Source organism: Pseudomonas sp. NFACC13-1, from assembly GCF_900104425.1.
GTDB lineage: Bacteria > Pseudomonadota > Gammaproteobacteria > Pseudomonadales > Pseudomonadaceae > Aquipseudomonas > Aquipseudomonas fluorescens_AA.
In genome coordinates, this window is the sequence record NZ_FMXV01000020.1 from 36,506 (window position 1) to 56,334 (window position 19,829).

20 protein-coding genes are annotated in these 19,829 nt (G+C 59.1%); 12 read left to right on the forward strand and 8 right to left on the reverse strand.

The annotated features are described in order from the left end of the window. Nucleotides 1–98: 98 nt before the first annotated feature. A complete protein-coding gene (gene katE / locus BLQ55_RS21975) occupies nucleotides 99–2,315 on the reverse strand; it encodes a catalase HPII (protein ID WP_256326636.1) in 2,217 nt (738 codons plus the stop codon). A gap of 186 nt (nucleotides 2,316–2,501) precedes the next feature. Here katE and BLQ55_RS21980 point away from each other — a divergent pair, with 186 nt between their 5' ends. The 5 genes from BLQ55_RS21980 (at nucleotide 2,502) to BLQ55_RS22000 (ending at nucleotide 6,314) form a co-directional block, all read left to right on the forward strand. After that, a complete protein-coding gene (locus BLQ55_RS21980) occupies nucleotides 2,502–3,509 on the forward strand; it encodes a methionine ABC transporter ATP-binding protein (RefSeq protein ID WP_092257008.1) in 1,008 nt (335 codons plus the stop codon). Beyond that, a complete protein-coding gene (locus tag BLQ55_RS21985) occupies nucleotides 3,509–4,183 on the forward strand; it encodes a methionine ABC transporter permease (RefSeq protein ID WP_003196204.1) in 675 nt (224 codons plus the stop codon). The genes BLQ55_RS21980 and BLQ55_RS21985 overlap by 1 nt, the downstream gene beginning before the upstream one ends. 79 nt (nucleotides 4,184–4,262) lie before the next feature. Further along, a complete protein-coding gene (locus BLQ55_RS21990; protein WP_092257011.1) occupies nucleotides 4,263–5,036 on the forward strand; it encodes a MetQ/NlpA family ABC transporter substrate-binding protein in 774 nt (257 codons plus the stop codon). A gap of 218 nt (nucleotides 5,037–5,254) precedes the next feature. Then, nucleotides 5,255–5,812: a hypothetical protein gene (locus BLQ55_RS21995; protein ID WP_143011768.1), complete on the forward strand. Its 558-nt coding sequence runs from the start codon at nucleotides 5,255–5,257 to the stop codon at nucleotides 5,810–5,812. Nucleotides 5,813–5,939: 127 nt separating this feature from the next. Then, on the forward strand, nucleotides 5,940–6,314 hold the full coding sequence (locus tag BLQ55_RS22000; protein ID WP_083569132.1) for a lysozyme inhibitor LprI family protein: 375 nt from the start codon (nucleotides 5,940–5,942) through the stop codon (nucleotides 6,312–6,314). 148 nt (nucleotides 6,315–6,462) lie between these two features. Here the strand turns inward: BLQ55_RS22000 and BLQ55_RS22005 are convergent, their stop codons facing one another. Further along, on the reverse strand, nucleotides 6,463–7,158 hold the full coding sequence (locus BLQ55_RS22005) for a glutathione S-transferase (protein WP_092257017.1): 696 nt from the start codon (nucleotides 7,156–7,158) through the stop codon (nucleotides 6,463–6,465). A 150-nt stretch (nucleotides 7,159–7,308) separates the two neighbouring features. Between BLQ55_RS22005 and BLQ55_RS22010 the strand changes: the two genes are divergently transcribed. From BLQ55_RS22010 to BLQ55_RS22025, 3 genes are all read left to right on the forward strand, one after another. Next, nucleotides 7,309–7,872 (forward strand): TetR/AcrR family transcriptional regulator, encoded by a 564-nt coding sequence (locus tag BLQ55_RS22010; protein ID WP_092200139.1) that lies wholly within the window; start codon nucleotides 7,309–7,311, stop codon nucleotides 7,870–7,872. A gap of 164 nt (nucleotides 7,873–8,036) precedes the next feature. Further along, nucleotides 8,037–9,161, forward strand: coding sequence for a GGDEF domain-containing protein (locus BLQ55_RS22015; RefSeq protein WP_092257020.1), 1,125 nt, complete (start codon nucleotides 8,037–8,039; stop codon nucleotides 9,159–9,161). A gap of 387 nt (nucleotides 9,162–9,548) precedes the next feature. Beyond that, a complete protein-coding gene (locus tag BLQ55_RS22025) occupies nucleotides 9,549–9,968 on the forward strand; it encodes an organic hydroperoxide resistance protein (RefSeq protein ID WP_003196182.1) in 420 nt (139 codons plus the stop codon). Nucleotides 9,969–10,041: 73 nt separating this feature from the next. Here BLQ55_RS22025 and BLQ55_RS22030 read toward each other — a convergent pair whose 3' ends face one another. The 6 genes from BLQ55_RS22030 to BLQ55_RS22055 form a co-directional block, all read right to left on the reverse strand. Beyond that, the gene (locus tag BLQ55_RS22030) at nucleotides 10,042–10,830 is read right to left on the reverse strand and encodes an SDR family NAD(P)-dependent oxidoreductase (RefSeq protein WP_092200148.1); all 789 of its coding nucleotides are present in this window, start codon (nucleotides 10,828–10,830) and stop codon (nucleotides 10,042–10,044) included. 201 nt (nucleotides 10,831–11,031) lie between these two features. Beyond that, on the reverse strand, nucleotides 11,032–11,574 hold the full coding sequence (locus BLQ55_RS22035; protein WP_256326637.1) for a 3-demethoxyubiquinol 3-hydroxylase: 543 nt from the start codon (nucleotides 11,572–11,574) through the stop codon (nucleotides 11,032–11,034). Between the two features lie 100 nt (nucleotides 11,575–11,674). Next, nucleotides 11,675–12,358, reverse strand: coding sequence for a hypothetical protein (locus BLQ55_RS22040; protein ID WP_256326638.1), 684 nt, complete (start codon nucleotides 12,356–12,358; stop codon nucleotides 11,675–11,677). Between the two features lie 318 nt (nucleotides 12,359–12,676). Then, nucleotides 12,677–13,402 (reverse strand): hypothetical protein, encoded by a 726-nt coding sequence (locus BLQ55_RS22045; protein WP_092200154.1) that lies wholly within the window; start codon nucleotides 13,400–13,402, stop codon nucleotides 12,677–12,679. Between the two features lie 348 nt (nucleotides 13,403–13,750). Further along, on the reverse strand, nucleotides 13,751–14,638 hold the full coding sequence (locus tag BLQ55_RS22050; protein WP_092200157.1) for a lysophospholipid acyltransferase: 888 nt from the start codon (nucleotides 14,636–14,638) through the stop codon (nucleotides 13,751–13,753). 43 nt (nucleotides 14,639–14,681) lie between these two features. Next, a complete protein-coding gene (locus BLQ55_RS22055) occupies nucleotides 14,682–15,239 on the reverse strand; it encodes a DNA-3-methyladenine glycosylase I (protein WP_060739899.1) in 558 nt (185 codons plus the stop codon). An 81-nt stretch (nucleotides 15,240–15,320) separates the two neighbouring features. Here BLQ55_RS22055 and glyQ point away from each other — a divergent pair, with 81 nt between their 5' ends. From glyQ to BLQ55_RS22075, 4 genes are all read left to right on the forward strand, one after another. Further along, nucleotides 15,321–16,274 carry a glycine--tRNA ligase subunit alpha gene (glyQ, locus tag BLQ55_RS22060; protein ID WP_003177094.1) on the forward strand — a complete coding sequence of 318 codons (954 nt, stop codon included), beginning with the start codon at nucleotides 15,321–15,323 and terminating at the stop codon, nucleotides 16,272–16,274. Then, a complete protein-coding gene (glyS, locus tag BLQ55_RS22065; protein ID WP_092257027.1) occupies nucleotides 16,271–18,325 on the forward strand; it encodes a glycine--tRNA ligase subunit beta in 2,055 nt (684 codons plus the stop codon). Before glyQ ends, glyS begins: the two co-directional genes overlap by 4 nt. A gap of 3 nt (nucleotides 18,326–18,328) precedes the next feature. Then, on the forward strand, nucleotides 18,329–18,862 hold the full coding sequence (gene gmhB / locus BLQ55_RS22070; protein WP_060739901.1) for a D-glycero-beta-D-manno-heptose 1,7-bisphosphate 7-phosphatase: 534 nt from the start codon (nucleotides 18,329–18,331) through the stop codon (nucleotides 18,860–18,862). 81 nt (nucleotides 18,863–18,943) lie between these two features. Further along, entirely contained in the window at nucleotides 18,944–19,723 is a 780-nt protein-coding gene (locus BLQ55_RS22075; RefSeq protein ID WP_092200166.1) for a lysophospholipid acyltransferase family protein, read from the forward strand. Nucleotides 19,724–19,829: the final 106 nt, after the last annotated feature.

The window sequence follows — 19,829 nt, forward strand, 5'->3', positions numbered from 1 at the left end:
GAGCTAGGGTGATCACAGTTTAGTGATCGACACCTAACCCTGTGGGAGCGAGCTCGCTCGCGATAGCGTCCTACCGGCAACCAGCCTCTTTCAGACACTCAAGCTGGAATCGCCTTCGCCTTAGGTTCCCGCGCCCACACCCGATGCTGGGCAATCGCATCGAAGAACGCCTGGAACTTGCCAGCATCCGCGTCAGGAATCAGCCCCGCATCCGCCTCCAGTTTCAACAACACCAGTAACTGCCGCGCTTCGCCATTCAGCGCGATGGCCTTCAGGTGCTTGTAGGCTTCCAGCAGGTAATGCAACGCCACACCATCGCCGCTCAAGGCCTTGATCGATTCCGCGCCACCCGGTACGAACACCGCGTCGAAGGCAATCGACGGCAACCCTTCCATGGACGCATCCACCGCCAGTTCCTGCCCATCGGCCGTCGTGACCGGTGCCGAGGTCGGCCCCAGCACTTTGGCGTGGGCGCCTTCGGCCTCCAGGGCCTGCTTGAGGGCATCGATGATCGCCCCATCGACACCGTTGGCCACCAACACCGCCACTTTGCGCGTCTTGATGTCGCCGGACAGCAGGTTCGCCTGGCTCAAGGCCGGGGACTCCTCCAGCGAGGGTTTCGGCACATCGACGGTGCCGGCGGTAGGCGCCGGTAACCCCAGGTTCTTGGCGACCCGCCCGGCCAGTTCCAGGTCGATGTTGGCGAGAATCTCATTGACCTGCCGCGCCCGGATGAACTCCCGCTCCACCTTGCCCAACTCAAAGCTGTAGGCGGCGATGATGTGCTCTTTTTCGTGGGGGCTCATGCTCTTGTAGAACAACCGCGCCTGGGAGAAATGGTCGGCGAACGAATCGCTGCGTTGGCGGATCTTGTGGGCGTCGATACGCTCTGGATAACTTTCGAAGCCGCCGTCTTCCGGGCCGGGCGGGGTTTCCTTCGGCCAACCGCCGTCGATGGAGTTCGGCTCGTAGGACGCGCGTCCCTTGTCGATAGTGGTGCGGTGCATCGCATCGCGCTGACCGTTGTGCACAGGCGTGATGGCCCGGTTGATCGGCAGCTCATGGAAATTCGGCCCACCGAGTCGGCTGATCTGCGTATCGGTGTAGGAAAACAGCCGACCTTGCAGCAATGGGTCGTTGGAAAAGTCGATGCCCGGCACGATATGCCCGGGGCAGAACGCAACCTGCTCGACTTCGGCGAAGAAGTTGTCCGGGTTACGGTTGAGCACCATCTTGCCCAAGGGCGTGATGGGCACCAGCTCTTCAGGGATGATCTTGGTCGGGTCGAGCAGGTCGAAGTCGAACTTATGCTCGTCTTCCTCGGCGACGATCTGCACGCCGAACTCCCATTCCGGGTAGTCGCCCATCTCGATCGACTCCCAGAGATCGCGACGGTGGTAGTCGGTGTCTTTACCCGCCAGCTTCTGGGCTTCGTCCCACACCAATGAACACGTCCCGGCTGTAGGGCGCCAGTGGAATTTGACGAAGCTGCTTTTGCCTTCGGCGTTGATCATGCGGAAGGTGTGCACCCCAAAACCCTGCATGGTGCGTAGGCTTTTTGGAATGGCCCGGTCAGACATCGCCCAGATCACCATATGAGCCGATTCCGGCACCAGCGAGACAAAATCCCAGAACGTGTCGTGGGCCGAGCCGCCTGTAGGAATTTCGTTATGGGGCTCGGGTTTTACCGCGTGGACAAAGTCCGGAAACTTCACCGCGTCCTGAATGAAAAACACCGGCATGTTGTTGCCCACCAGGTCGAAGTTGCCTTCGTCGGTGAAGAACTTCACCGCGAAGCCGCGCACGTCCCGCACGGTGTCGCCGGAACCCCGCGGACCTTGCACGGTGGAAAAGCGCACGAACACCGGGGTTTTCTTGCTCGGGTCCTGTAGAAAACCAGCCTTGGTCAGCGCCGAATGCGCTTCATAGCTCTGGAAGTAGCCATGGGCGCCGGTCCCGCGGGCGTGAACGATGCGTTCAGGGATGCGTTCATGGTCAAAATGCGTGATTTTTTCACGCATGATGAAGTCTTCCAGCAGCGAAGGCCCACGGGGGCCGGCGCGCAGGGTGTTCTGGTTATCGGCGATCTTCACCCCCTGATTGGTGCGCAACGCCTGTTCGGTGGCGTCGGAACGGAACTGTTCCAGGCTTTCGAGCTTGGCGTTGGTGTTGCCGCGATCCAGGGTGTCGGTCCCGGCCAGTTGGCTCTTGTTGACCGTGGGCTTCTTGGTACTCATCAGGCATGACTCCTCTTTACGTTCCTCGCCGTGGCCAGGACTCTTGAGTTCGACGCCGCAGGCACATGACCTCGGCATTTCGAGTGGCTTAATGAGTGACCGACGCCGTTTGGCCGTGTTCCTTTTTTATGTCCTTTGATCGCGTTATTGCCAAATGACTGGTCCGATCGCAAATAAATGCTAAGAACCTCTATACGGACAGGCTAAAATGCGCGCCCGGCTAACCGCTGATCCTTTTCCAACGCGCCCCACAAGGTTCGCTACGTGATCGAGTTTCAAGACGTCCATAAAACCTACCGAGTCGCCGGTAGGGATATCCCCGCCCTGCATCCGACCAGTCTGACGATTGAGAACGGTCAGGTCTTCGGCCTGATTGGCCATTCCGGTGCGGGAAAAAGTACCCTGCTGCGCCTGATCAATCGCCTGGAAGACTCCACTGGCGGCAAGATCATCGTCGACGGCGAAGAAGTCACCGCCCTGGACGCCAGCGGCCTGCGGCGTTTCCGTCAACAGGTCGGAATGATCTTCCAGCACTTCAACCTGCTGGCGTCCAAGACCGTGGCCGACAACGTGGCGCTGCCGCTGACGCTGGCGGGTGAATTGTCCCGCAGTGAAATCGACCAGCGCGTCGCCGAGCTGCTCGCCCGCGTCGGCTTGTCCGACCACGCCAAGAAGTACCCGGCGCAGCTGTCCGGCGGCCAGAAGCAGCGCGTCGGCATCGCCCGCGCCCTGGCGACCAAACCCAAGATCCTGCTGTGCGACGAGGCCACCAGCGCCCTCGACCCGCAGACCACCGCCTCGGTCCTGCAACTGCTGGCGGAAATCAACCGCGAGCTGAAGCTGACCATCGTGCTGATCACCCATGAAATGGACGTGATCCGCCGCGTTTGCGATCAAGTGGCGGTGATGGACGCTGGTGTGATCGTCGAGCAAGGCCCGGTGGCCGAGGTGTTCCTGCACCCCAAGCACCCGACCACCAAGCGTTTTGTCCAGGAAGACGAGCAGATCGACGAAAGCGAACAGCGCGACGACTTCGCCCACGTGCCTGGACGCATCGTGCGTCTGACGTTCCAGGGCGACGCGACCTACGCGCCATTGCTCGGCACCGTCGCCCGGGAAACCGGTGTGGACTACAGCATCCTGGCCGGTCGCATCGACCGCATCAAAGACACCCCCTACGGGCAACTGACCCTCGCCATCACCGGCGGTAACATGGAGGCGGCGTTCGCCCGCTTCACCGCGGCCGATGTCCACATGGAGGTGCTGCGCTAATGGAACTGTTGAGTTCGTTCTTCTCCAACATTGACTGGCTGGAAATCTGGCTGGCCACCGGCGACACCTTCCTGATGCTGTTCGGTTCGCTGCTGTTCACCGTGCTGCTCGGCTTGCCCCTGGGTGTGTTGCTGTTCCTCTGCAGCCCGCGCCAGTTGCTTGAGGCCCGCGGTGTGTACGCGCTGCTGTCGCTGATCGTGAACATCCTGCGTTCGCTGCCGTTCATCATCCTGTTGATCGTGATGATCCCGTTCACGGTATTGATCACCGGCACCTCCCTGGGCGTGGCCGGCGCGATCCCACCGCTGGTGGTCGGCGCGACACCGTTCTTCGCCCGCCTGGTGGAAACGGCCCTGCGCGAAGTCGACCGCGGCATCATCGAAGCGACCCAGGCCATGGGCGCCACCACGCGGCAGATCATCGTCAATGCCTTGCTGCCGGAAGCCCGTCCAGGCATTTTTGCCGCGATTACGGTGACAGCGATTACGCTGGTGTCCTACACGGCCATGGCCGGTGTGGTCGGCGCCGGTGGTTTGGGCGACCTGGCGATCCGCTTCGGCTACCAGCGTTTCCAGACCGATGTGATGGTGGTCACGGTGGTGTTGCTGCTGGTGCTGGTCCAGGTGCTGCAAACCGTGGGCGACAAACTGGTTGTGCATTTTTCTAGAAAATAAGGCCTCGCGGCCAATAAACCATGAGCCGGCCATTCGCTGGCAGGCGCCAAGAGCAGGCGCCTCACAAGGAGTTAGCTGAATGAAAAAACTACTGGTTGCCTTCGCTGCCGCCGCAGCGTTTTCCGCCCACGCCGCCGACACCCTGACCGTCGCGGCCACACCGGTGCCGCACGCGGAAATCCTCGAATTCGTCAAACCGGCCCTGGCCAAAGAAGGCGTCGACCTGAAGGTCAAGGTCTTCACCGACTACATCCAGCCGAACGTACAGGTCGCGGAAAAGCGCCTGGACGCCAACTTCTTCCAGCACCAGCCGTACCTGGATGAGTTCAACAAGGCCAAGGGCACCCACCTGGTGAGCGTGGCCGGTGTGCACCTGGAACCCCTGGGCGCGTACTCCAGCAAGTACAAGAAGCTCGACGAACTGCCAGGCGGCGCCAACGTGGTGATCCCGAACGACGCCACCAACGGCGGCCGTGCGCTGTTGCTGCTGGCGAAGGCTGGGGTGATCAAGTTGAAGGATTCGAACAACATCCTGTCGACCACCAAGGACATCGTTGAGAACCCGAAGGATCTCAAATTCCGTGAGCTGGAAGCGGCGACCATTCCGCGAGTGCTGACCCAGGTGGATCTGGCGTTGATCAATACCAACTATGCGCTGGAAGCCAAGCTTGATCCTTCCAAGGATGCGCTGGTTATCGAAGGTAGCGACTCACCGTATGTGAACATCCTGGTGGCTCGTGAGGATGACAAGGACAGTGAGGCGATGAAGAAGCTGGTTGCGGCGCTGCACACGCCGGAAGTGAAGGCTTTTATTCTTGAGAAGTACAAAGGCGCGGTTTTGCCGGCGTTTTGAGCTGATTAGGTGGTGAAAAAACGGGGCTGCGTGGGAATGCAGGCCCGTTTTTTTTGCTCGGAGGTATGCGGCATTAAGGAAAGCCCAGCGGGAGCAAGCTCCCTCGCCACGAATGTTTGACCGGCCCCCGCTCAATGCCTGTTAACTGCTTGTCTTTCGGTCCGTAAAGGGGGACGGAAGGCAGAGTAAACTTGCCCCTTTCTTATCCGACTGCACTCATGAATTCATTACGCGAAGACAATCGAAAGCGCTTGATACGACTCATCGACCAGATCCCTGTCGATGAGAACCCCGAGGGTTGGACTCATATTACTTCGATAGCCGTCGGTGGGCTGCTATCGGTTGGGTTTTCGCAAAAAGGTCCCTACTTGCTGGTCGTCTCAAGCTCGGGGCGGAGTGTTGTGCACTGCGACACAGGAGAAAAAATTGAGCGCGACTATGAAGAATATGCAGGCTTGAGCGAGCTCGGCTTGCATTGTCAGGGCATTGGCGTGATCGCCGATGAAGTCATACCGCTGTGTGGCATTCAGGGCGGTGGCTTGCCAACCGGCAACATCGCCGGGGAAGGACTGGAGTTGGTTTCCCCGGATTGGCCTGAAAACAGTCTTATTCTGAGCAAACCCTTCAAAAATGCGCTGATTGAAGGTCATCAAGCGGATTGCACGGTGATCTACAGGGACCACGTGAGGGCGTTCGGATTCTCCTGGTGTGGGAACTACATCGTTGCGGCGTGCAGCAGCGACTTCGATCTTTGGTCGAGAAAGTCAAAGTTGTGACGAAAGGCCGTCGCCGGCAGCGCGGCGGCCAAGGGCGTTGCAGTTCTGCTTCATTGTTCAACAACCCCCATGATAAATTCCCCGCCGCGACCTCTAATCAATAGAGGGCATTCAGGGAGAGAAGTAAGTGATCAAGTCTTTGTTGGTTGGGACATTGCTGGCAATGGCATCAGCATCGGCATCTGCGATGAGTTGCGATAATCCTAGAAACGCCTATGACAGGACCTATTGCGCGTCGCTGAAAATGGTTCAGTCGGATCAGGAAATCAACGAGCAGTACAAGAAGACGATGAGTGCCCTGAACCCGGATCAAAAGAAAAAAGTGAAAGCCGCTCAGATCCAGTGGATCAAAAATCGTGACAGCGCCTGTTCCAACGATGGCCTGCTCTACCTGGACTGTGCCAATGAGAAGACCGAGGCGCGTATCGTCATACTCAAAGCTGTCGAGCGCGAGTGCCGTGCTGCCGGTTGCGACGACGCCAAGCTGTCGCAAGTCGAGTAACCCGTAAACAACGTCGGGCTTGCAGTCGTATCCCTCGAAAACCCGACGTAAAGCGTCGGGTTTTTCTTTGGTGGGTTCACCTGCTATCGCGGCTCAACTCGCCCTTGCCCCTTCTTTCATGCCTGACGCAGGCTGGTCATGATCAGTGCTACGCAGCACCACGCTCGACCATGGCACGCCATGCCTGGACGCTAGAGCGTTCCTGCATCCTGGCGTGCCAGGCTCGCAGTGCGGCACATTCTTCAGGCACGGGGAGTTGCACCAGCGAGGCGAAGATCATGCCGCCCAGTACCGCAATGTCGGCCATCGAAAACTTATCGCCCGCCACAAAGGCCTGGTCCTTGAGAAGGTTGTCGAAATAGCGCATGCCCCTGATCGCCTTATCGCGCATCCGGGCGCCCCACTCGGCATTCTGGTACAGCTCGACATCGGGGCCGAGGCCCGGCGTGGCATGGTGGAAGTACACGCTGACGGCGTCGAGAAACTCGATCTCGGCACGTTTGGTCATCATATGGATGATGCCTTTTTCAACAGGCGTTTCGCCCGTCAGCGTCGGATGACCGTCCAGGCTATCCAGATACTGGGTAATCGCCGTGCACTCCGCGATCCGCGTCCCATCGTCCAGCTCCAGCACGGGCAGTGTCCCGGAGTAATTGATGGCCAGGAACTCGGGGTTCTTGTGCTCACCGGCCCAGAGATTCACCGGTATGAATTCGATGTTCGGCAGCAATCCTTTTTCCGCCAGCGCAATGCGCACTCGGGCGGGGTATGGGCCGTTGAACCAATCGTAGATTTTCATCGTAGGAACAGTGGGAACATCAACGCGCTGTTGTGAAGAAGTCATGACTCGAGTACCTGCCTGTCAATTGGTAGGTAAATACTGAGCCGCCAATTCAGTGCTGTCAATCCCCTACCTGACAATTGGCAGGTATACACATCTGCGCGTAGAATCGCGGTTACCTGAGTGAGTCGAATTTCGAAATGAGGCCGCAACGTGAACGAAAATGCTCGAGAAGCCATCTTGGCGGCAGCGAAAGCCGCTGCCCAACTGCACGGTTACAGCGGAATCAATTTCCGTAGCATTGCCGACCAGGTGGGCATCAAGAACGCCAGCATTTACTACCACTTTCCGAGCAAGGCAGGCCTGGCTGCGGCGGTTGCCGAACGCTACTGGCAGGATGCGCTGCGCATGCTCGAAGAGATACGCGCCGCCCATACCGATCCAAAGGCGTGTGTACGGCTGTACCCCTCCATTTTTCGAAAGTCGCTTGAGGACGGCAACAGGCTTTGTCTGTCCAGCTTCATGGCAGCCGAATACGAAGACCTTCCCGATGAAGTGTCGCGAGAGGTCAGGGCTTTTGCGGACGTTAACGTGACGTGGCTCGCCCAGGTGCTGGCGGATGCGGGAACAGGCAGCGCAGAAGAATGTGAACGCCGAGCCCGCGCCATTTACACCGCTGTTGCGGGTGCTCAGTTAATCGCGCGGACTCGGGCGGATGTCGGCCTGTTCGATGATCTGATTTTGAGCTACCGGGAAGCAGGATTGATTCCAGCCTGATCCTGTAAAGCAGATGATGCCGTTTGACTGTAGGAATGGTGGGAGCAAGCTCCCTCGCCACGGGGTTTTGGTTCAATCGGGGCCGTAGGTGTAATTCAGTTGTTTGCGTTGGTGGCAGGGTGCCACAATCGCCATTTTAGTTGCATCACGATCAGGTGGATCAAATGGATGGCCCAAGATCTCGGAACGGCCAAGCTTTTTTCATAGCCGAGCAGGTGCGAACTGATCGACTGCAGCAACTGTTTCGCCAATCCGTTTCTGCGGTTTTCGGCAGTTACCTGGCTGCCATCATGCTGAGTGGGCTGTGTTGGGATCGGTTTGAGCACAGCGCTATTCTTTGGTGGTTGGGCATCCTGACCGCATCGACGTTGTTGCGTATCGCGATGTTCGTCGCCTATTTTCGCAGCGCCGAAAGTGAGCGTACGCCTCAGCGCTGGGAGCGCAGATACTGGGTCACGCTGGTGTTATCCGCCAGCATCTGGGGCGGCGGTGCATTTGTGGTCATGCCGGCGGGCGATCTGCTGTCCCAGGCGTTGGTCATGCTGTTTACCGTCGGCATGACCGTCAGCGCGGTGTCATGCTACTCGGCCTACCGCGATATGACGCTGGCCTCCATTGGCCTGGTGCTGTTTCCATGCACCGTCTGGCTGCTGTTTCAACCGTCCCCGATCCAAGTTGGCATGGCCCTTTCGATCTTGGTGTTCGCGGCATTTGCGGCCCGCGCCACGCACAAAATGTCCCAGGCACTGGAAATCGCCTTTCGTCTTACCCGTGAAATGGAGCAGGCGAACAGCATTTCAACCCGCGCCGCACAAACCGATGAACTGACCGGCCTGAAGAGTCGGCGGGCTTTTTTCGAGCATGCCCAGCGGCTTTATGACGAATGCAAGAGCAACCGGTTAGGGTTGTGCGCCGTCATGTTGGACATGGATCACTTCAAGCACATCAACGACACCTACGGCCATCAGGTCGGGGATCAGGTTTTGCGCGAGATGGGGATGGTCATCAGTTCGTCGTTTCGGGCGACGGACATTCACGGCCGGCTGGGTGGGGAAGAGTTCGCCATTCTGCTTCCGGACACGTCCATCGAGGTCGCCACCCAGATTGCGGAACAGCTCATCGATACGATTGCGGGTTTGATGATCGAGCCTGTTCACTGCATAACCGCCAGCCTTGGCGTCGCGTCGACGGAGGCCTGTAACAAGGATCTTCATAGCTTGATGAACGATGCGGATAAAGCCCTGTATCGGGCGAAGGCGTTGGGGCGCAATCGAGTGGCTGTTGCTTAGTCGGGTTGGCTCTGCATCATTGGCCAGAATTTGATCAACCCCACCTTTACGTCATATTCCAGAAGCGGAACGCGGAGCGTCCCCCGGCGGCGTTCCCACTCGGGAGCGTGGGAACCCTGAACGCCCTCTCTCCAAAGGCCTGCAATCGCCTGGGCATTGATCCCTCTGGCTTCTCCTTGGTTCACCTCGCGGCGAGTGTTCTTGCCCTGTACTGAAAATAATTTCCTTTTAATATCAATCGGTTAATTAAAAGTTGATCATTTCTTGAAAATTTATCTTGCGCGCAAAGTATTTGAGCGTTAATTTTATCACAACTGATTAGCGCACAAACATTTAGCGCAAAGCAAAACAAACACTCGATCAGCCCATTCAGCAAGAGGAAACACCATGAACGTTCTCTATACCGCAGTCGCAACTTCCACCGGTGGCCGTGATGGCCGTGCTGTTTCCAGCGACAAGATTCTCGACGTAAAACTGGCCACGCCAAAAGCCTTGGGTGGTGCCGGTGGTGAAGCCACCAACCCTGAGCAGCTATTCGCTGCCGGCTACTCGGCCTGCTTCATCGGTGCACTGAAGTTTGTCGCCAGCCAGAGCAAACGCAGCATTCCTGCCGACGCTTCGATCACCGCACACGTTGGCATCGGCCAGATCCCTGGCGGTTTCGGTCTGGACATCGACTTGCACATCAACCTGCCAGGTCTGGATCAAGCCGATGCTCAGGCGCTGGTCGACGCGGCTCACCAGGTTTGCCCGTACTCCAACGCGACACGCGGCAACGTTGACGTCCGATTGCACGTCACCGTCTAACTCACTTCACCCACGAATAAAAAACGCCGCTTATCTCTCATGAGGAAGCGGCGTTTTTTTGCGTCACAGGTTCCTAAACGATGCTATCCACCACACCCCCATCAACACGCAACGCCGCCCCCGTGGTGGCCGAGGCCTGCTCCGAGCTGGCGTAGATAATCATGTTGGCGACCTCCTCGACGCGCGCCGCGCGCTGGATGATCGAGGTGCTGCGGTGCTGGTTGACGAAATCCGCCGCCACCTTTTCCAGGCTTTCCCCGCTGCGCTCCACATCTGCCTGGAGCATCTGGGCAACCCCTTCGGAAAGCGTCGGCCCAGGCAACACCGAGTTCACCGTCACGCCCGTGCCGGCGAGTCGCTTGGCCAGGCCGCGAGCGATGGACAGTTGGGCGGTCTTGGTGAAGCCGTAATGGATCATGTCGGCAGGAATGTTCACGCCCGATTCCGACGAGATAAACACGATCCGTCCCCAACCGCGCTCGACCATGCCTTGCGCGTAAGCCCTGGAAACCCGCACGCCCGACATCACGTTGGTTTCGAAGAAGCGCTGCCATTCGCTGTCCGGCGTTTCGAAAAAGTCTTGTTGTTTGAAAATGCCCAGGTTGTTGATGACGATATCGAAGCTGGGGTATTTGGCGATCAGTGCCTGGCAGCCTGCCTCGTTGCTGAGGTCGCCAACAAAGCCTTCGGCTTTGGAAGCGAGGCCGCCCAGGCGCTGCAACGCATCCTGCACGCTGCTGTCGCTGCGGCCATTGAGGACCACGTTGGCACCGGCTTCGAGGAAGCCTTTGGCGGTGGCAAAACCGATGCCGCTGGTGGAACCGGTGACTAAAACGTGACGGCCAGTGAAGTCGATTTTCATGGGAGGAACTCCTTGAGTCATGGACCAGAGGGCTGTGCGATGTTTTTGGCTGACGGTCGTTCGACCAAGGGCTTAATCATGGACGCGATTTAGACTTTGCGCCTCCTTGTGGGCATTAACGGCTGACCGCTTTCGCTCAGAAGGGAGCAGTCGTCTATCTACTTGCTGGTGGGGGAAGGCCAGTCGATCTTTGCGCCTTTGCTAAGAACGCATACCCATCCATATCACGGCTTCAGTCCAAGCGATCACCATCGGTGCCAGCGCTCTGAACCAAGGATCGTTTGCATCAATCTGCGCTGCCGAATGGTCATGATGGTGTTGTTCTTCTTCCACGATCGAAGCGATGGCCGCCACTGCGTACGGATCGATATCGCCCAGAACCTGAAGTTGGTGGGCCAGGTGTTTAAGCACCACACTTTCAACCGCGACGGTGGTGGCAAGAATGGCTTTACGGCCGCAGAGGCCAGTGATCAGTCCCAACGCCAAGCCGCCCATCCCGCACAGCCAGTAACTGCGGCAGCGGGGATAGTTGCGACGTTGCAGTTCCGCGAAGAAGACGGCCCGGTGACGGCGCTCGTGGGAAAGAAACTCCCTGAGCTCACCCACCATATCCGGGAAGAAAAGCCGGGCCATGGTCAACTGACCGCTGTAGATACAGATCGCGCCATGCTCACCTGCATGGTCAACCTTCATCATGCAATTGCCGAGGTCTGTTTCGTTCGCCAGGACGTCTGGTGCATTCACAATGGACTTGCCTTGTTCGAGTGGATGGGCTTTTAGCCGGTCATTGGATCAGGGGCTGAAAGAAACTCACTGGGCGCCGTCAAGCAGGCTCTTACAGAACCTAGGGGTAGCGGTACGATTTGCCAGACGAAGGCTGCGTTCCTTTGATGGCAACGACTGGAGCACGTAGTTCGGGTCGCGTGATGTCATAGACCTGAAGTTCACACCCTTCGCCCCGATCAACAAAGACGAACTCCACCAGATAGACTTTTTGCTTCTCGGGAATAAAGGTAATAGCGATCGGCCCACAGCTGTAATACGACGAGACCGTCGGATTGGCGTTTACCTTTTTCTCGTACTTGTTCTTCGACTGGTTGAAAACGTGGTCTTCGTTGTAAAGCGTCCGATAACCCGGTGCCGGAATCTGATGACTGATCGTCGACGACCCGACCACTTGCAAAGTCTGGCCAGGATCAGCCTGCATTTCCAACTGGGGAAAATGCTTGAAGACCGCGCTGTTAAGACGGTTGAACCATCCACCGGCTTTACTGTGAAACGGTTCGACCACTGTTCCGAGTTGATCCGGACGTGTATCCGGGTCATTGCCTCGGACCACTTCAAAATCTATTGGATAGGCCACATCGCCAAATGCCTGCATGATCACTTTGGCGTGTTGATCATCCACGGTGGCCTTCTTCTGCTCCAGCATGATGCCATCTGTCCAGAGTGTCGGCGCAGAGCTGCGAGAATCGAAAACGCAGCCGCATAACCCCAAAGATAGAACCATCGTGACAACTGTCTTCACTGCGCTTCCTTGCATCTTGTCACCCAGGGCTTGTACGAAAAGTCGCCGAGCGGCGATCAGGCAAGGCGAAAACAGGCGAGGAAGCGGAGTTTACTGGTTGTAAATGAGCATTCCGAGCCTGTTTTCAACGCAGCATGATCGTCGCGCAGGCACTTTACGTACAAGGCCTAGGAAAGGGGTCGACGAAGTTATTAGGGGCCAGGTAGGGCGGCGTGGCTACTTTAAGAACTTACAGACCCGCAGAATTCCAGATAAATGGTCAGGGTTAGAGCGCTCGTTGCAGTTGTATTGGATTTCGGCAGCAAACTCCCTCGCCATTCAGGCCTGCGCGCTGAATCGCTGTGCAGCACGCCGTTCAAGCATCGCGGCTTCCGTCTCTTGGGTCGCCAGTTCGCCTTTGTGCGCCAGTTGATTGAAGAACAGCCCGTCCGAAAACTCCTGGGGCGGCACCGAGCCGGAGCGCTTGAGCAGCGGTGCCAGGTCGATGGTGCTGGCGAAGTTTTCCTTGGTCAGGTTGTAGCGGCCCAGGTAGCTGCCAGACCAGGGCGAGTCGGCATCCACCATGTCGATGGAAGCGTCGCGGAAGGCGCTGGCTGCGGTTTTCAAGTCATTGGATTCATTGAGCAGATCGGTGAGGCGCTGGGTCTCCGAGGTGCTGAGCTGCCCGGCGGTGTTGAGCACTTTCAGCTTGCCATCGGCCTCGACGGTGAAGCCGTATTTCTTGCTGGCCAAATCCGGGTGGGTCGCCGACAGCTGTGACTGGAATGCCTCGAAGGAGGTTTTCAACGTGTTTTTCGCGCTCTCGGTGATCGCGACATAGCGAGGAAAATCTGGCGATTGGGAGCGACCGACCCAGGTGGTAATGGCCACCAGCGGTTGCTCCACGGTCTGGGTTTCTTCACTGGGATGGTAGATGGCCGCTGGGCCAGCGCTTGCCAGTTCTTTTACAGAGCCTGTTGGTGGATGAGTGACCAACGTCTGATCGGAGCGGGTGAGGTGGGTGTTGGCGGGTGCAATAGAGGCAGCGCTAAGGGAGAGTTCCATTTCATCGGTCCATGATTGGCGGATACATCGGGTTATCGACAGCCGGGGACCGAGCTTTAGGATGAGAGATGGCGTGGGGTGAGGTCAGTTAGTTATGTGGCGGCTGTTAGGGCGCTATCACGAGCAAGCTCGCTCCCACAGGAATTTATGTTGGACGCAATGTCTGTAAACAGCCCGGCAAACGGTGGGAGCGAGCTTGCTCGCGATAGCGGTGGGTCTGCTTGCAGCGATGGCGAGTGTGCCGTCGTCATCGCGAGCAAACTCGGCTCCCACATAGGGACTTGGGTGCTCACAGATCCTGCATTCACCACAAATCCCAAACCCCCGCTCATATGAAGCAACAGATTTTCAGTACCACCGCGCCTCGCCCGGCGGGCGCTTCTTGAAGCGTTTCATGCTCCACATGTACTGGCTCGGGTAGGCCCGCACGTAGCGCTCCACCACTTGGCTCATGGCGGCGCAGGCGGTTTCGGTGTCGGTGCTGTACATGGCCTCTGGCGCGGCTTCGAGGATGACTTTGTAGCCGGAGCCGTCCGGCAGGCGCAGGGCGTGAAGGAAGACGCCGACCGCCTTGCCGCCGGCGAGCATGTTCGGCACGAATTTGCTGGTCAGGGCCTGGGTGGCGAAGAAGGGCACGAAGATGCCGGCGGATTCGGCCGGTTCCGGGTCGGCGGGGATGCCCACCTGGCCGCCCTTGCGCACTTCCTTGATGACGCTCAGGATGCCTTCCTTGGTGGAGGCCGCGACTTTGTTGCCCAGTTGCACACGTTGCTTTTGCAGCAATTCATCCACCGCCTTGAGCTTGGGCGGGCGGTAGAAAATGATCGGTTTGCACTGGCTGCAATAAAAGTGGTTGAGCACTTCCCAGTTGCCCAGGTGGCTGGTGATACCCACCACGCCTTTACCGGAGGCCAGGGCTTCTTTCAGCACCTCCAGGCCTTCGACTTCGCGCACCAGGTCGATGGAGCGCTGGGCCGGCCAGATCCAGGCACAGGCGCTTTCGGTCAGGGATTTGCCGATGTCCTTGAGGCTCTGGCCCACCAGGCGTTCGCGCTCGGCCGGGTCCATCTCGGGAAAGCACTTGGCGAGGTTGATCCGCACCACGTCGCGGGAACGGTTGGGAAATTTCCACATGAGCCAGCCAATCGCCGAGCCCACCGCCTGCACCGCTCGCCAGGGCAGCAGCGCAAACAACCGCAGAGCGCCGACCAGCAAGGCGCCTTTCAACTTATCCACAGGTCACTCCTGAATGTATGGGCCGTGTTGCGAGCCGGCTATTCTAACCGCCGTTTACCAACTCGGCGTAGCGGTCGCAGTCCTGGGTGTGGTCCATGACCATGCCCGAGGCCTGCATCAAGGCGTAGCAAATGGTCGGCCCGACGAAAGTGAACCCGGCTTTTTTCAGGCCTTTGCTCATCGCCAGTGCCTCGGGCGTGATGGCCGGCACTTCGCTGCGGTCCTTGAAATGGTTGATGATGGGTTTGCCGCCCACGAACGACCAGAGGAACGCCACCGGATCTTCCAGCGCCAGCCAGGCCTGGGCATTGCGGCGGGCGGCCTTGAGCTTGAGGCGGTTGCGGATGATGCCCGGGTCGAGCATCAGCTCATCGATTTCCGCGTCGCTCATCTGCGCCACGCGCTGCACATCGAAGCCGTACAACACTTCCCGGTAGCGCTCGCGTTTGCGCAAAACGGTGATCCAGGACAGCCCGGCCTGGAACCCTTCGAGCAAAAGCAACTCGAACAAACCCTGCGCATCGCGCAGCGGCGTGCCCCACTCCTGATCGTGATAAGCCATGTACAACGGATCGTCAGAACACCAAAAGCAGCGTGGCATAAGGCTCCAGGGGGCGTGCGCACGAACGAATCGGGTATACTCCCGCTCTTTAAATCGCAGCCCAAGAAACAGGTGAATTTCGTGAGCCAGCCTACGCCAGCCGTGCGTACCTTCCAAGACTTGATCCTCGCCCTCCAGCAATACTGGGCCGAGCAAGGTTGCGTGGTACTTCAGCCCTACGATATGGAAGTAGGCGCCGGCACTTTCCACACTGCCACGTTTCTGCGTGCCATCGGCCCGGAAACCTGGAACGCCGCTTATGTGCAGCCCAGCCGCCGCCCGACTGACGGCCGCTACGGCGAAAACCCGAACCGCCTGCAGCACTACTACCAGTTCCAGGTGGTCCTGAAGCCGAACCCGGAAAACTTCCAGGAACTGTACCTGGGCTCCCTCAAGCACGTCGGCCTCGACCCGTTGGTGCACGACATTCGTTTCGTCGAAGACAACTGGGAATCGCCGACCCTGGGCGCCTGGGGCCTGGGCTGGGAAGTCTGGCTCAACGGCATGGAAGTGACCCAGTTCACCTACTTCCAGCAGGCGGGCGGCATCGAGTGCTACCCGGTCACCGGCGAGATCACCTACGGCCTCGAGCGCCTGGCGATGTACCTGCAGGGCGTGGATTCGGTCTACGACCTGGTGTGGGCCGACGGCCCGTTCGGCAAAGTGACCTATGGCGACGTGTTCCACCAGAACGAAGTGGAGCAGTCGACCTACAACTTCGAACACGCCAACGTCGAGAAGCTGTTCGAGCTGTTCGATTTCTACGAGAGCGAAGCCAAGCGCCTGATCGAGCTGGATCAGCCGCTGCCGTTGCCGAGCTATGAAATGGTGTTGAAGGCGTCCCATACCTTCAACCTGCTGGACGCACGCCGGGCGATTTCCGTGACCGCGCGCCAGCAATACATCCTGCGTGTACGCACCCTGGCGCGTTCCGTTGCGCAAGCCTACCTGCTGGCCCGTGCCAAGCTGGGCTTCCCGATGGCGACCCCGGACCTGCGTGATGAAGTGTTGGCTAAGCTGGAGGCTGCACAATGAGTGCTCAAGATTTTCTGGTTGAACTGGGCACCGAAGAACTGCCACCCAAAGCCCTGAACACCCTGGCCGATGCGTTCCTGGCCGGTATCGACAAAGGCCTGCAAGCCGCCGGCCTGAGCTACGAAGCCAAACAGGTGTACGCCGCGCCGCGCCGCCTGGCCGTGCTGATCACCGCCCTGGCGACCCAACAGCCGGACCGCAACATCAACCTCGACGGCCCGCCACGCCAGGCCGCGTTCGATGCCGACGGCAACCCGACCCAGGCCGCCCTGGGCTTCGCCAAGAAGTGCGGCGTGGACCTGAGCGAAATCGACCAGAGCGGTCCGAAGCTGCGCTACAGCCAGAGCATCAAGGGCAAGCCGACCGCCAGCCTGTTGCCGACCATCGTCGAAGACTCCCTCAATGACTTGCCGATCCCCAAGCGCATGCGCTGGGCCGCGCGCAAGGAAGAATTCGTACGTCCAACCCAGTGGCTGGTGATGTTGCTCGGTGACCAGGTCATCGATTGCACGATCCTGGCCCAGAAGGCCGGTCGCGACTCCCGCGGTCACCGCTTCCATCATCCCCAGAGCGTGCGCATCACCTCGCCGGCCAACTACCTGGCCGACCTGCGTGCCGCCTACGTACTGGCCGACGCCAACGAGCGGCGCGAGCTGATCAGCAAGCGCACCGAAGAGCTGGCCACCCTGCAGGAAGGCACCGCCATCGTGCCGGCCAACCTGCTGGACGAAGTGACCGCGCTGGTGGAATGGCCAGTGCCGCTGGTGTGCTCGTTCGAGGAACGCTTCCTCGAAGTGCCGCAGGAAGCACTGATCACCACCATGCAGGACAACCAGAAGTACTTCTGCCTGCTGGACGCCGAAGGCAAGTTGCTGCCGCGCTTCATCACGGTTGCCAACATCGAAAGCAGGGACCCGCAGCAGATCATCGCCGGTAACGAAAAAGTCGTTCGCCCGCGCCTGACCGATGCCGAGTTCTTCTTCAAGCAAGACAAGAAACAGCCCCTGGAAAGCTTCAACGAGCGCCTGCGCAACGTGGTGTTCCAGGAAAAACTCGGCAGCGTCTACGACAAGGCCGAGCGCGTTTCGAAACTGGCGGCGTTCATCGCCCCACGCATCGGCGGCGACGCCCAGCGTGCGGCCCGTGCCGGCATCCTGTCCAAATGCGACCTGTCCACCGAGATGGTCGGTGAGTTCCCGGAGATGCAAGGCGTGGCCGGTTACTACTACGCCCTCAACGATGGCGAGCCGCAGGACGTGGCCCTGGCGCTGAACGAGCAGTACATGCCCCGCGGTGCCGGCGCTGAGCTGCCAACCACCCTGACCGGTGCGGCCGTGGCGATCGCCGACAAGCTCGACACCCTGGTTGGCATCTTCGGCATCGGCATGCTGCCCACCGGCAGCAAAGACCCGTATGCCTTGCGTCGTGCGGCCCTGGGCGTGTTGCGGATCCTGATCGACAAGCAATTGGACCTGGACCTGAACGACGCCGTGGCGTTCGCCGTCAACGCGTTCGGTGGCAAGGTCAAGGCTGCCGGCCTGGCCGATGCGGTGCTGGAATTCATCTTCGACCGCCTGCGTGCGCGTTATGAAGATGAAGGCGTCGACGTCGCCACCTACCTGTCGGTACGAGCCCTGAAACCGGGTTCGGCCCTGGACTTCGACCAGCGCGTACAAGCGGTGCAGGCCTTCCGCAAATTACCGGAAGCCGCCGCGCTGGCAGCGGTGAACAAGCGGGTATCGAACCTGTTGGGCAAGGCCGAAGGCAACATCGCGGCCACCGTCGAAGCCAAGTACTTCGACAACGCCAACGAGTTTTCCCTGTACTCGGCGATCCAGCAGGCGGACCAGGCGGTCCAGCCAATGGCGGCGGCGCGTCAGTACAGCGAAACCCTGGCACGCCTGGCGGCACTGCGCGAACCGGTGGATGCGTTTTTCGAGGCGGTGATGGTCAACGCCGAAGATGCCAAAGTACGGGCCAACCGTTACGCGCTGCTGGCGCGTCTGCGTGGGCTGTTCCTCGGCGTCGCCGATATTTCGTTGCTGGGGTAACGCTTGAAACTGCTGATTCTCGATCGGGACGGAGTGATCAATCACGACTCCGACGCTTACATCAAATCGGTGGAGGAGTGGTTGCCGCTGCCCGGTTCGATCGAAGCCATCGCGCAGTTGAGCAAGGCCGGCTGGACGGTGGCGGTCGCCACCAACCAGTCGGGCATTGCCCGCGGTTATTATGACCTCACCGTCCTGGACGCCATGCATGAGCGCCTGCGCGCCCTGGTGGCGGAACAGGGCGGGGAAGTCGGCTTGATCGTCTATTGCCCGCATGGGCCGGACGACGGCTGCGATTGCCGCAAGCCCAAGCCGGGCATGTTGAAAACCATTGCCGCGCATTACGATGTGGCCTTGGCAGGTGTGTGGTTTGTCGGTGACAGTCTCGGTGACCTGGAGGCGGCCAAGGCCGTCGATTGTCAGCCAGTTTTGGTAAAGACCGGGAAAGGCGAGAAGACCCTGGGCAAGACCCTGCCGGTGGGCACCTTGATTTTTGACGACCTGGCGGCGATTGCCGCTGAACTTATCCACAATTAGAGCTCCCAAGACAACCTGATCAAGGACTGTTCGGGAAGCGCTTGAACAAGGCGGGCATTGCCCGCAACGGTAAACGCCGCTATGTCGATATTGCAGGCCATCAGAAGCTTTCTCTTTTACCTGCTGCTGGGCACCAGCTCCTTGCTGTGGTGCACCCTGAGTTTTTTTATCGCGCCGTTCATGTCGTTCAAGGCGCGCTATCGTTTCATCAATGTGTACTGGTGCCGTTGCGCACTGTGGCTGAGCAAGGTGTTCCTGGGCATCCGCTATGAAGTGAAGGGTGCCGAGAACGTGCCGGACCGGCCCTGCGTGATCCAGTCCAACCACCAGAGCACCTGGGAGACGTTCTTTCTCTCGGCCTATTTCGAGCCGTTGAGTCAGGTCCTCAAGCGTGAGCTGCTGTTCGTACCGTTCTTTGGCTGGGCCATGGCCATGCTGCGCCCGATCGCCATCGATCGCGACAATCCCAAAGTGGCGCTCAAGCAAGTGGCGAAAAAGGGCGACGAACTGCTCAAGGACAACACTTGGGTGCTGATCTTCCCCGAGGGCACCCGTGTTCCTTACGGGACGATTGGCAAGTTTTCCCGCAGCGGTTCCGCATTGGCGGTGAACGCGAACCTGCCGGTGCTGCCGATTGCACACAATGCCGGCAAATTCTGGCCCAAGGCAGGTTGGATCAGAACACCAGGCGTCATCACCGTGGTGATCGGCGCGCCGATGTATGCCGAAGGCACTGGCCCCCGCGCCATCGCCGAGCTCAATGACCGCGTACAGGCCTGGAATGAACAGGCACAACGGGAGATGGGCTCGCTTCCTCCAGGCCCTGTCGCGGAAGTCTCCACGGAACAAGCCGCTGTTTGAGATCTGTGGATAACCTGTGTACCGTTTTTTCGAAATCCGTTGCTTTTATGTCGTAACCATATGTTTTTTATACATATTTCCTAAACACATAAAATCCACGTTCAGG